Origin of the sequence: Flavobacterium sp. 245, from assembly GCF_004362055.1 — a bacterium.
Lineage (GTDB): Bacteria > Bacteroidota > Bacteroidia > Flavobacteriales > Flavobacteriaceae > Flavobacterium.
In genome coordinates this window covers 115,482-129,533 of the sequence record NZ_SNXB01000004.1, presented here as the reverse complement: position 1 = coordinate 129,533, position 14,052 = coordinate 115,482, and the positions used below count along the sequence as shown (strand labels likewise).

At 35.1% G+C, this 14,052-nt stretch carries 6 protein-coding genes; 5 read left to right on the top strand and 1 reads right to left on the bottom strand.

Translation table 11 applies throughout. The features are described 5' to 3' along the window. Positions 1-62: 62 nt before the first annotated feature. A complete protein-coding gene (gene uvrA / locus EV145_RS09355) occupies positions 63-2,858 on the bottom strand; it encodes an excinuclease ABC subunit UvrA (RefSeq protein WP_133524952.1) in 2,796 nt (931 codons plus the stop codon). Between the two features lie 258 nt (positions 2,859-3,116). On the opposite strand from uvrA, the gene EV145_RS09350 reads away from it, so the two are divergent. From EV145_RS09350 to EV145_RS09330, 5 genes are all read left to right on the top strand, one after another. Further along, positions 3,117-5,918: a triple tyrosine motif-containing protein gene (locus EV145_RS09350; RefSeq protein ID WP_317128116.1), complete on the top strand. Its 2,802-nt coding sequence runs from the start codon at positions 3,117-3,119 to the stop codon at positions 5,916-5,918. Between the two features lie 241 nt (positions 5,919-6,159). Further along, positions 6,160-9,225 carry a SusC/RagA family TonB-linked outer membrane protein gene (locus EV145_RS09345; RefSeq protein WP_133524951.1) on the top strand — a complete coding sequence of 1,022 codons (3,066 nt, stop codon included), beginning with the start codon at positions 6,160-6,162 and terminating at the stop codon, positions 9,223-9,225. Between the two features lie 11 nt (positions 9,226-9,236). Then, a complete protein-coding gene (locus EV145_RS09340) occupies positions 9,237-10,736 on the top strand; it encodes a RagB/SusD family nutrient uptake outer membrane protein (protein WP_133524950.1) in 1,500 nt (499 codons plus the stop codon). An 11-nt stretch (positions 10,737-10,747) separates the two neighbouring features. Beyond that, positions 10,748-12,361, top strand: coding sequence for a PKD domain-containing protein (locus tag EV145_RS09335; protein ID WP_133524949.1), 1,614 nt, complete (start codon positions 10,748-10,750; stop codon positions 12,359-12,361). 11 nt (positions 12,362-12,372) lie between these two features. Continuing rightward, complete coding sequence (locus tag EV145_RS09330) at positions 12,373-14,043, top strand: family 16 glycosylhydrolase (protein WP_133524948.1); 1,671 nt, start codon at positions 12,373-12,375, stop codon at positions 14,041-14,043. The last annotated feature ends 9 nt before the right edge of the window (positions 14,044-14,052 follow it).

The following is a 14,052-nucleotide window of genomic DNA, read 5'->3' as shown; positions in this document are numbered from 1 at the left end:
ACTTAGCACTGATCAGTCTGTAAAAAAAGCCTAAAGCTTATTGCCTAATGCCTAAAGCATTTTCAAAGTTTATCTTTCAAATAAATTCCAGTGATAGATTCTTTTACTTTTACAATGTCTTCTGGCGTTCCCACGGCCAACAAATGCCCTCCGTTTTCACCGCCTTCAGGTCCAAGATCAATGATCCAGTCGGCACATTTTATTAAATCGAGATTATGTTCGATGACAATTATCGAATGGCCTTTTTCGATTAAAGCATCAAATGAAGCTAATAATTTCTTGATATCGTGAAAATGCAGTCCCGTTGTAGGTTCATCAAATACAAATAGAGCTTTGTCTTTTGTTGCACCTTTAACTAAAAAAGAAGCTAATTTGATACGCTGGGCTTCACCGCCAGAAAGGGTAGAAGATGATTGTCCTAATTGAACATATCCTAAACCTACGTCTTGCAAAGGCTGTAATTTTTGAGTGATTTTTGATTGTTTGTTTTTTTCAAAGAAAGCAATTGCATCATCAATAGTCATAGTTAAAATGTCATTGATGTTTTTATTGTCAAACGTAACTTCCAAAATTTCTTTTTTAAATCGTTTTCCACCACATGTTTCGCAAGGCAGTGAAACATCGGCCATGAAAACCATTTCAATGTTTATTGAGCCTTCTCCTTTGCAAGTTTCACATCGGCCTCCATCAACGTTAAAAGAAAAATGTTTGGCTTGATAGCCTCTTATTTTTGAAAGTTTTTCTTTAGCATACAAATCTCGGATATCATCATATGCTTTGATATACGTCACCGGATTTGATCTTGAACTTCTTCCAATAGGATTTTGATCTACATATTCAATATGTTTGATTTGTGAAAAAGAACCTTTTATTTCGCTGAACTGGCCTGCTTTTTCAGCAGCATTTTCCAGTTTTTTCTGCATGGCAGGAAACAAGATTTTCTTGATCAAAGTACTTTTTCCACTTCCTGAAACTCCGGTTACAACCGTTAAAACATCAAGTGGAAATGTAACGTCAATATTTTTTAAATTGTTTTCTCTTGCACCAATAATATCAATGTGATTTTTGAATTTTCGTCTTTTCTTTGGAACAGAAATTTCTAAATCACCGTTCAGGTATTTTGAAGTAAGCGAATCTGATTTCAAGATTTCTTCATAAGTTCCTTGAGCGACCAAATTTCCTCCAAAAGTTCCTGCTTCTGGACCAATATCAATAATCATATCGGCTGCTTTCATGATATCTTCGTCGTGTTCAACCACAATTACCGTATTTCCTAAATCACGAAGAGAAAGCAATACTTTAATAAGACGTTCAGAATCTTTTGGATGAAGACCTATACTTGGTTCATCTAAAATGTACATCGAACCAACAAGACTGCTTCCTAATGAAGTTGCAAGATTAATACGCTGTGATTCTCCTCCAGAAAGTGTTGAAGAGTTTCGGTTTAACGTAAGGTAATCCAAACCAACTTCTGTCAGAAATGATAAACGATTGTTGATTTCGACCATCAAACGTTTTGCAATTTGCGCTTCATAAACATTTAAATCAATATTTTTGAAAAAAGTAACCAAATGCCTAATAGGCAAATCGACTAATTCTGAAACCGTTTTGCCATTAATTTTTACGTATGAAGCTTCTTCGCGCAAGCGTTTTCCGCGACATGCGTGGCATTTAGTTTTGCCTCGATAACGCGATAACATTACGCGATTTTGGATTTTATAATTTTTCTCTTCTAATTCTCTGAAAAAATCATTTAATCCCTGAAAATATTGATTTCCTTTCCAAAGCAAATCTTTTTGCTCTTCTGATAATTGAAAGAATGGCTTGTGAATTGGGAAGTCAAATTTGTAAGCATGTTTTACTAATTCATCTTTATACCAGCTCATGCTTTCGCCTCGCCACGGATAAATGGCACTTTCAAAAACAGATAAAGAAGTATTTGGAACTACTAAATCGGCATCAATGCCTATAATATTTCCATAGCCTTCACAAACCGGACAAGCACCGTAAGGATTGTTGAAACTGAACAAATGAACATTTGGTTCTAAAAACGTAATTCCGTCCAATTCAAAATTATTAGAATAAGAAAAACGCTTTTCGGTACCTAATTCCTGCAGAAAACAAATTCCTTTTCCTTCAAAGAAAGCAGTTTGTACAGCATCTGCGAGACGATTGTAGAATTCTTCTTCCTCTTTAACAACAATTCGATCAATGATTAATAGAATATCCTTATTGTCTAAAGTATGAAGATCTGAAGCTGTAAATTCATCCAGACGAACCATTTCATTGTCGACTAAAATACGAGCAAAACCTTGCTGTAAAAGGACTTTTAGTTTGTCTTCAAGCTGTCTTCCTTCTTCTAAATGAATGGGAGCCAGTAAAAGCCATTTGCTGTCAATTTCTAAAGTTTTAACATCAGAAATAACATCGGTTACGGTATTTTTTTTGACTTCCTCTCCAGAAACTGGAGAAAAAGTGCGGCCAATTCTGGCATATAAAAGTTTGATATAATCGTAAATTTCAGTAGAAGTACCAACAGTCGAACGAGCATTTGTCGTATTGACTTTTTGCTCGATTGCAATTGCCGGTGCAATACCTTTTATGTATTCCACTTTTGGTTTGTCCAGACGTCCCAAAAATTGACGTGCGTATGATGATAAACTTTCTACATAACGGCGCTGTCCTTCGGCATATAGCGTATCAAATGCCAAACTGGATTTTCCTGATCCTGAAAGTCCTGTAATTACAACAAGTTTATTTCGCGGAATAGCAACACTTACATTTTTTAGATTATGTACCTGTGCTCCTTTAATGATGATATTTTGCTTTGGGTCGAGTGTAGAAAGATCGATTTGCATAAAAAAAGTCAATTTTTACAAAAGTAATCAATTTTGAGGAGAGTTTTGTTAAGGATATTGTTCCAAATCTTAACAGAATTACCATGTTAGATCTTGAAATTTAATTTCTTGTAAGCCCTTATAAATATTTTTTTTTTAACATCGTTTCAACCGCAGGAACGCAATGTATTCGCGTATTTTAAAAAAAAGTATTGTTTCAAATATAAAATATCCTATTTTAGAACTGTTTTAGTACTATTTTAATATCCTGACCAAATTTTGAAAACTAAACTATCTACTTTATTTCTTTTATTTAATTTCCTGATGTTTGCACAGGAATTTCCGCCAATTATTAAGTATTCGTCTTCTGTTTATGGAGCTGGTAATCAAAGCTGGATGATTTCACAGGACGATCAGAATTACTTGTATTTTGCTAATAATGATGGACTTTTAGAATATAACGGAACAAATTGGCAACTGTATCGTGCTCCAAATGAAACAATTCTGCGCTCTGTAAAAGTAATTGGAAATAAAATCTATACAGGAACTTACATGAATTTTGGTTATTGGACCAGAAAACCAGACGGCAGGCTGAAATATACTTCGCTTAGTAATACAATCAAAAGCAAAATTTTAGATGATGAGCAATTTTGGAACATATTAAAATATGATCAATGGGTTTTGTTTCAGTCGCTTAACCGAATTTATATTTACGATACAAAAACGGGACAGTTTAAAATTATTGCACCAAAAAATGGCGTTATAAAATCATTTGCGCCTAAAAATGCGATCTATTTTCAAACGATGAAAGAAGGTCTTTTTGAAATTGAAAGCGGAAAAGCAAAGTTAGTTTCAGATAATCCAATTCTGAAAAAATTTACAATTGCCAATATTTTCAATACCGATGATGGTTTACTAATTCAGACGCAGCTCGATGGAATGTATAAATTGGTCAAAAATACACTGACTCGTTTTGTTACCGATGTTGATTCAGAATTAAAATCAAGTTTTGTTTACAGCAGTCAGCGTCTTCAGAATGGGAATTTTGCTTTGGGAACTGTTTCTAACGGGATTTTTATTTTATCAGATAAAGGAAAGTTAAAATACCATCTTTCGCAAAGTAAAGGATTGAGCAATAATACTGCTTTGTCGCTTTTTGAAGACAAAGATCAAAATTTATGGGCAGGACTTGATAACGGAATTAACTGTATCAATATGCAGTCGCCTGTACATAGTTTTACTGACGATTCGGGGGTATTAGGAACGGTTTACGCTTCGGCGGTTTACAAAGGACTTTTATATATTGGAACAAATCAAGGACTTTTTTGCAGACCGCTTGAAAGCAATAGTGATTTTAAATTTATAAATGGAACAAAAGGTCAGGTTTGGTCACTTTTTGTTTATGATGATGCACTTTTCTGCGGACATGATTCTGGAACATTTCTAGTAGTAAATGATACCGCTCGAAGCATTTTTTCAGCATCTGGAAGCTGGAAATTTGAACCAGTTCCGCATAATAAAAATCTTTTGCTTCAAGGAAATTACTACGGGATTTCGGTTTTAGAAAAAGTAAATAATCAGTGGGTATTTCGAAATAAAATTAAAGGATTTGACTATTCATCCCGATATTTTGAAATCGCAAATAATTTAGATGTTTATGTCAGCCATGAATATAAAGGGATTTTTAGGCTAAAACTTGACAATTCGTTATCTAAAACAAATAATTTTTATACTTATAAAGCTCCTCAGAAAGGGATTCGTGCAAGTTTGACAAAGTTTAATAATTCAATTTATTATGCTTACAAAGGCGGTATTTTTAAATTAAATGCAACAACGAAACAATTTGAAAAAGATAGCGTTTTAAGTTCCATTTTTGAAAATGATGAATATACATCGGGTAAGTTAATTGTTGACAATTCGAATAAAATATGGCTTTTTTCTAAAAATTACATTCATTATTTCTCAGCCAGCAAACTTAGCAGTCAGCTTAAGGAAAATGTAATTCCGATTCCCGCATCGTTGACAAATTCAATGTTGGGCTATGAAAATATTACCCAGATTTCTAAATCAAATTATTTAATAGGGACAACAGATGGTTATTATACTTTAAATATTGATGACTTAAGTTTTAAGAACTACACAGTTTTTGTCACAGATATCACAATGAATAAGCAAAATGAAACCCTGAAAAATGTTGCTATTCAAGAAGAAGGAAGCTTTGCATCAAGTGAAAATAATATCACATTAAACTACACAGTTCCGGAGTACAATAAATACATTAATACAGAATATCAATACTTGCTTGAAGGTTTTCAGAATGAATGGAGCGAATGGAGCACAAAAGCAACTGTGAATTTCAAAAATCTTTCTCCGGGAAAATACACCTTTAAGGTTAGGGCAAAATATGCCAATACAATTTTGGAGAATACGGCCGTTTATACATTCGTAATTTCAAAACCTTGGTATTTGACAAATCTGGCCGTTTTTATTTATTTCCTTTTGATGTTGGCCATGGCATATTTGATTAATAAGGCATACCGAAATTACTATCAAAAACAGAAAGAGAAACTTATTGAAGAGAATAATCTTTTGCTTGAAATCAAAGAATTAGAAAACGAACAGCAATTAATGAAATTGAGAAACGAACAGCTTTCTCAGGATGTTGATAACAAAAGCAGAGAATTAGCCGTTTCGACCATGAGTTTAAATAGTAAAAATGAATTGCTGGCTTTTATTAAAGAAGATTTGCAGAAAACAGCTCCGGGTGAAAACAAAAACATCAAATCGGTTATTAGTACGATTAATAAAAATATTACCGAAGAAGATTCCTGGAATGTTTTTAAAGAAGCTTTCGATAATGCCGATAAGGATTTCTTAAAACGAATCAAACAGCTTCATCCTTTATTGACTCCAAATGATCTTCGTTTGTGTGCGTATCTTCGTTTAAATCTTTCTTCAAAAGAAATCGCACCGCTGTTCAATATCTCGGTACGAAGTGTTGAGATTAAAAGATACCGTTTGCGCAAAAAAATGGATTTGCAGCACGAAATCGGTTTAGTGGAATATATTCTTGCTGTATAGTAGCGCAAAAAAGCAACCAAAAAAACTATACATTACCACAACATTATGACTTTGTTAGGTTTTTGTAACGCAAATGTTAAAGAAATTAACATTCGTAATTATTAGTTGTATCACGATTTTTTTTGCGAAATCTTAAAATTAGTTGCATTTTTTTTATGATGTATGTTTTTTGTTGAGGTTAAATTTAGCGGATTCCTAATTGGAACGAATAAATTTATCTTTCAATAAAAACTAACTAATTATGAAATCTAAATTATTACTAATTGTACTATCGTTGTGTACATCATTTGCCTTTGCGCAATCATATGATGTAAGCGGAACGGTAGTAGATGGGTCAGGATTATCACTGCCTGGCGTAAATGTAAAAGTTAAAAGTTCCTCTCAGAGTACAACCACAGACTTTGACGGATCTTTTAAGTTAACTGGAGTTCCAAAAGGAGCTTCAATTGTCTTTACTTATATTGGTTACAGAACGCAAGAAATTGCAGTTTCTGGAACTAAGATAAATGTAAAGATGGCCGACGACTCCAAATCACTCGAAGAAGTGGTTGTTATTGGGTACGGTACTCAAAAGAAAAGAGAAATTACCGGAGCTGTTTCTGTCGTTGACAGCAAAACGCTGGATATTTTAAAACCAGCAAGAATTGAGCAGGCTTTACAAGGAACTGTTTCCGGAGTGAATGTAACTACACAGTCTGGTGCGCCGGGAGCGGGATTGGATATTCGTATTCGTGGTATTGCAACAAACGGCCAAAATTCGCCAACTGCCATAATCGACGGCTATGTAGGAGATTTTAGTTTGCTAAATCCAAATGATATTGAAACGATTACAGTTTTAAAGGATGCTCAGGCGGCAATCTATGGAACAATTGGTGCAAACGGAATTATTTTGGTGACAACCAAAATGGGAAAAAAGAATTCTAAAACTAAAGTTTCTTTTAACAGCTATGCAGGATTTCAGGAAACATCTAGAAAACTTCCGACTTTAAATGCAACAGAATATGCACTTTTATTAAATGAAAGTTATGCAAATGGAGGGAAACCAATTCCTTATCCAAATGTAAGCGGACTAGGAAAGGGTACAAACTGGCAAGATGAAGTGTTCCAGAAAGGCGCTCCTATTATTAATAATGATTTGACTATTTCTGGAGGTTCAGAAAATATTACGTATTCAATCAGTGGATCACATTTAGATCAAGAAGGTATTGTTGGAGGTGATAAATCAGGTTATTTGCGAAATACGGCAAGAATTGGTTTAGGCGCTGATTTAAGCAGTAAAATTAAACTGAGAACAAATGTTATTTATACTTATTTTACCAGAAAAACATTAAATGAAAATGGTCTAGGATCTGTATTGTTTAATGCGTTGAATGTTCCTGCAACATTGACTCCTTATAATCCAGACGGCAGTTTTACTCTTGTGCCAAATACAACAGGATTAGGAAACGAAATCATTAATCCGCTGGCGCAAATTGCCAATACGTATAATGATTATAATTATAAAAAACTGAATGGAAACTTTGGTTTGGATTATAAAATCTTCAAAGGATTCACTTTAGCAAGTGCTATTGGTTTTAATACTTCAAACAGTGAAGGAAAAGACTTTGCACAACAGATTAGCTACGGCGGAAAAGTTTTTGATGTTCAAAGAAGTACAGTTACGCAAAGAGCTGTAAATGATAATAATTATTCATTTGACCTTTATGGTACTTATACAACAAAAATTGCAGATGCACACAATATCACGGCAACTGTAGGTACAACAATCTTTAAAGAATGGGGTAATGGACTTACAGCAACAGGTTTTGATGTTCCAAACAATTCTTGGCAATTTGCTGATATCTCGTTGACGAAAGGAATTTCGGAAACGCTTACAAACAGTTCTTATAATTATGATCAAAGAAGATTGTCCTATTATGCAAGACTTCAGTACGATTATAAAGAGAAGTATTTATTGTCTGGAATGACCCGTCGCGATGCTTCGACTAAATTTGGGCCAGGAAATAAAATCGGATATTTTTCATCGGTTACTGGTGGTTGGATTATTTCTAAGGAAGAATTTTTCGGAGAGCCTAAGTTTATAAATTTCTTAAAGCTAAGAGCTAGTTATGGAACGTTAGGAAATGATCAAATTCCGAATTATGGTTATTTAGGACTTTTGAACGGTGAAGCTACTTATGTTTTTGATGGCGCAATTGTAAACGGAAGCTCTACAGGACAGGTTCCAAATCCAAATTTAAAATGGGAAGAAGCTGAGAAATTTGATGTTGGTCTTGATATGAAAATCTTAAACGACAAAGTTTACATCGTTGCCGATTATTTCAGTGATATCAGAAAAGATTTATTAGTGCCAAATATTCCGGTTTCGGGAATTAACGGTACAGGAGCTCCGGGCGCAAGTGCTCCAACTCTTAATGCAGGATCTGTTAAGAATTCAGGTTTTGAATTCGCAATCGATTATAAAGATAAATTCTCAGATGCTTTTAATTTCAGCGTTGGCTACAATGTAACTTTCCTTAAAAATGTTGTACAAGAAGTAAATAATGGTACAGGATTTATTGAAGGAGGAGCTTTTGGCGTTGGACAACCTGCACCTTCTCGTATGGAAATAGGAAAGCCAATGGGGTATTTCTACGGATATAAAACCGATGGAGTTTTCCAAAATCAAGCAGAAATCGATGCACATCCATCACAAATTGCTTTAGGTGCAAATGCGGCTCCTGGAGATCTTCGTTATGTTGATGTAAATGGTGATGGAAAAATTGATACAAATGATAAAACCAATATTGGCGATCCAATTGCCGATGCAACAATGGGTTTCAACATACAGATGAATTATAAAAATGTGGATTTTGCAATGTTCACATTTGCTTCAGTAGGCAATGATATGGTTCGTAATTATGAAAGAACACTTTCAGATGCTAATCGTTTAAATTATGTTTTAGACCGATGGACAGGCGAAGGATCAACAAATTCAACTCCAAGAGTTACAACAGGTGCAACTGCAAACAATGTTTTTTCTAATTATTTTGTAGAAGATGCTTCTTATTTCAGAATCCAAAATATTCAATTAGGATATTCTCTTAGTCCAAATGTGGCTCAAAAAGCAGGGCTTACAAAATTAAGACTTTACGTAGGGGTAAATAATTTATACACATTTACAAAATATAAAGGTTTTGATCCAGGCGCTTCATTTGGTCCGCAAAATCGTGATAATGTTTCTCAGTCTCCAATTGGTGCGGGAATCGATTATGGTTTTTATCCAATTCCAAGAACCTACTTAATGGGACTTAACCTTAATTTTTAATTTCAATTAAAATGAAAAAATATTTATATACAACCGTTATAACGCTTACTCTGTTTTCGACTTTAAGTATTTCTTGTTCGGATGAGTATGTTGATCCTACACCAGAATATTCTATCGATTCTGAAAACTATTTTAATTCAAAAGCCGATTATGATCAGGCATTAATTGCAGCTTACGATTTGCTTCAGGCTTCTTATGTAAATGTTTTATTAGGCGAAATTGCCTCGGATAATACATTATGCGGAGGAGAAAGCCCAACAGATGTTATAGGTTTTCAGCAAATCGACGATATGATTCATACTCCAGTAAACAGCAATCTAAGAGATGTTTGGAACTGGATGTTTGCAGGTGTTCAAAGAGCAAATTATATTCTTGAATTTCAAAATAAAACCGATTTTCAAGGAAAAACACAAATTATAGCCGAAGCACGTTTTCTTAGAGCATACTACCAGTTTGAGTTAGTGAAATGGTTTGGTGGTATACCAATGAAAGGCGATGCTAGGTTTAAAATTGGAGATGAAAAAACAGTACCGCGTTCAACTAAGGAAGAAGTTTTCGCTTCTATTGAAGCTGATTTGACTTTTGCTGCTGCTAATTTATCTCCAATTGCTTCTCAAAAAGGACGCGCTACAAAAGGTGCAGCTTTAGCACTTCTTGGAAAAGCGTATTTATATGAAAATAAATTTTCTCAGGCGGCAACTGCTCTTGAAGGCGTTATTACATCAGGAAAATATTCTTTGGTAACGGATTACAATTCGATTTTTGAAATGGACGGAGAAAACGGAGCAGAATCTGTTTTTGAAGTGCAGTACACAGATGTTGAAGGAGCTGGTTTTGGATGTCTGCAGTGTAGTGAAGGAAACGTTGCGGTAGGATTCAGCGGTGTCAGAAATTTTTCGGGTCCACTTTTTTCTTCAGGATTCAGTTTTAATATTCCAACAAAAGAAGGAGCTGATGCGTTTGAAACAGGTGACAAACGTAAAGATGTTGCAATTTTAGATATTGCGGCTTTTGCTGCAGCAAATACTAATTATGATGGCGGAAAAGGCGTAAGCTTCGGAAAAGGAAATGAGGATACGGGATACTTCAACAGAAAATATCTTCCAAGAAAAAGAAGTTCAAGTGCCGCAGGTGATTTGAACCTGACTAACCCAAATAATTACAGAGCAATTCGTTACGCTGATGTTTTATTAATGGCTGCAGAGGCTTACAGTCGCGCAGGAAATAATGATGCGAAAGCAAAAGAGTATCTAAATCAGGTAAGAAGACGTGCTTTTGGCGATAATAATCATGATATTACAGCTTCAGGAGCCGCATTGACCGATTTTATTTATGCCGAAAGAAGAGTCGAACTTTTTGGAGAAGGACACCGTTTCTTTGATTTGGTAAGAACTGGAAAAGCTGTTGGAAAAATACCTGGTTTTACAGCTAATAAGAATGAATTATTTCCACTTCCAATTGAAGAAATTCAATTTGCAAACGGAAACTGGCAACAAAATCCTGGATACTAAAAAATACAATTATGAAAAAAATATATTTAATACTAAATCTATTCGTTTTAGCAACACTGATCGCTTGCGCAAACGATGATGCTCTTGATGTTGATTTAGACAGTGCCGCTGCACCATCTAATATTTCGGCATTGACAACTGTTACTCAGGACAACACTGGGAAAGTTACTTTTATACCTACAGGAGAAGGAGCAACGCAGTACAAAATTAATTTTGGAGACGGAACTCCAGAATCAGCTTATGTTCCTTCTGGAGGTACTTTAACGCATACTTATAAAGAAGGAACTTATAAATCGAAAATTACCGCAATGAATGTTAATGGAAAAACAACTGAAGTAACTCATGATGTTGTGGTTTCATTTAGAGCACCGGAAAAGTTAGAAGTTGTAATCACGAATGATTTATCAGTATCTAAAAAAATAACAGTAAAAGCAACAGCAGATTTTGCTTTGTTTTATGATGTTTATTTTGGAGAAGCAGGAAAACCAGATCCAATTTCGGCAAATAATGGTGAATCGGTTTCTTATACTTATAAAGAAGCAGGTGTTTATACTGTTCGTGTAGTTTCTAAAAGCGCCGCTATAAAAACTACTGAATATACAGCTCAGGTTACGGCAAAATTGGTTGTAGCACCTTCAGCATCAGCACCGACGCCTCCAAACAGACAACCGGCAGATGTTATCTCGATTTATGGTTCTAAATATACCAATGTTGCAGGAACAAATTATTTCCCAGACTGGGGTCAGGCAGGACAAGGAAGCAGCTGGGCAGAGTTTGATTTGAGCGGAGATAAAATGCTGAATTATATTAAATTAAGCTATCAGGGAATTGAATTGGCAAACAATGTGACAATAGATGTTTCAAAAATGGAATATTTACACATGGATGTTTGGACAGCTGATTTGCAAAAAATTGAAACTTCATTAATTCAGACTGGACCTTCAGAAAAACCTGTTACCAAAGATCTTACTGCAAATCAATGGACAAGTATTGATATTCCAATTTCGGCATTTACAAGTCAAGGGTTAACAGTGGATAAAATTTTCCAATTGAAATTTGTTGGAACACCTTGGGCCGGAGGAACTGTTTTTATTGATAATATCTATTTCTACAAAGCACCCGCAGAATCAATTGCATTGCCTATAGATTTTGAATCTACAAACTTAACGTATGCTTGGGGCGGATTTGGAAATGTTATTGCTTCGATGACAACAAATCCAGATAAAACTGGAGCGAATGTATCTGATAAAGTAGTGAAATTAGAGAAAAAATCAGGTGCTGAAACTTGGGCGGGAGCAAGCTTAAATCTTGATGCTTCACCAGATTTTTCAAAAGGAACTAAAGTAAAAGTTGCCGTATGGTCTCCAAAAGTTGGTGCCGACATTTTATACAAAATGGAGCTTTCAACGTCTCCAAAAGACGGCAACGGGAATCCAAGCGTTAATTTTGAAGTGCATGCATCTACAACCGTAGCAAATGCTTGGCAAATTTTAACTTTTGACCTTACAAGCGCAGCGAGTTTTGATGCTAGTGTAAAATACGACAGAGTAATTTTATTTCCAGACTTTGGACAAACAGGAACTGGAGTGAATTATTATTTTGACGACATAAAACAATCCAATTAAAACAAGAAATCATGAGCAAAAATATAATTATAAAAATAGTATCCATATTTACGATTCTCTTGATGACGGGTTGTCAAAAAGATGATTTTACTTTTGGATCAATAGATTCACCAACAAATCTTAAAGTTACTGCTGAGATTATTGGTAAAACAACCGCCGCTCCAAACGGAGACGGTTCAGGAACTGTAAAGTTCACTGCTATAGCAGATGGTGCAATATCATACAAATATGTGTACAGTGACGGAACATCAGATAATGCGCCAAACGGAGTAATAACAAAACGTTTTACAAAAACCGGCGTTAATACTTATACGGTAACGGTAATTGCTTCTGGAAAAGGCGGTGTGAGTAGTACAACTACAACTGACGTTACCGTTAAAAGTGATTTTAGCGATCCTGAAGCTGTACAGTTTTTAACTGGCGGTACTTCTAAAAAATGGTATTGGTCAGCTTCAGAGGCTGGACATTTAGGTGTTGGTCAAAATGACGGTGATGCTACTAAAAACTATTATGGGAATTATTATCAGGCTGGAGCTTGGGAAAAAGCAGCTTCGCCAACAAGCAGCTGTTTGTATGAAAATGAATTGACATTCTCTCTTGAAGGAGAGCAGCTTAAATTTCAGTTAAACAATGGCGGAGCAACTTTCTTCAACGCTGCTTTTGAAAGTGTAGCAGGAGGTAGCTCAGGTTCTGATGCTTGTTTAGCTTATGACACTTCAGGAAAAAAATCGGTTTCATTAAGTCCTTCAGAATCTGTTGTGATGCAAAATCCAAATCATGCAACGCAAACTAGAGGAACAATGATGAATTTTTCTGATAACGGATTTATGGGGTATTATATAGGTCAGAGTTCTTATGAGATTTTATCGATAACAGCAAACAGAATGGTTGTTAGAGCCGTTATGGGCGGAAATGCATCTTTGGCTTGGTATCATATTTTTACAACTACAAAACCAACGCAAAATCCAACAACTCCAGATAAGGATTATACTAATCTAGTATGGTCTGATGAGTTCAACACAGATGGAGCGCCAGATGCTTCAAAATGGGTTTATGATTTAGGACGTGGCGATAATGGATGGGGAAATAATGAAAAACAGAATTATACTAATTCATCAACAAATGTAATTGTTCAAGGAGGTAATTTAAAAATTACAGCTAAAAAAGAAGCTTCAGGAGGCGCTGATTATTCTTCAGCCAGATTGAAATCTGAAGGGAAATATAAATTCACGTATGGAAAAGTTGAGGTGCGCGCAAAACTTCCAAAAGGTGGTGGAACTTGGCCCGCTATCTGGATGCTAGGCGCAAATTATGCAACAAATGCTTGGCCTGCATGCGGAGAATTAGATATTATGGAGCATGTAGGAAACAGCCAGAATGTAATTCACGGAACGCTTCATTATCCTGGACATTTTGGCGGAACTGCTAATACAGGTTCTAAAACAATCGCAAATGTTTCAACAGAATTCCATATCTATAAAACAATCTGGAGTCCTGAAGCAGTAAAAATATATGTAGATAATGAGTTAATTCATTCGGTTCCTAATGATGCGAGTTTGCCTTTCAACAAAGACTTTTTCTTAATTTTGAATGTTGCTATGGGAGGTAATTTTGGCGGTAATATTGATGCAGCTTTTACGCAGTCTTCAATGGAGATTGATTACGTAAGAGTATATCAATAGATTAAATTA

Coding starts and splice junctions, on each gene's coding strand:
- EV145_RS09345 (WP_133524951.1), top strand. CDS start 6,160: ATGAAATCTAAATTATTACTAATTGTACTATCGTTGTGTACATCATTT.
- EV145_RS09330 (WP_133524948.1), top strand. CDS start 12,373: ATGAGCAAAAATATAATTATAAAAATAGTATCCATATTTACGATTCTC.
- EV145_RS09340 (WP_133524950.1), top strand. CDS start 9,237: ATGAAAAAATATTTATATACAACCGTTATAACGCTTACTCTGTTTTCG.
- uvrA (WP_133524952.1), bottom strand. CDS start 2,858: ATGCAAATCGATCTTTCTACACTCGACCCAAAGCAAAATATCATCATT.
- EV145_RS09335 (WP_133524949.1), top strand. CDS start 10,748: ATGAAAAAAATATATTTAATACTAAATCTATTCGTTTTAGCAACACTG.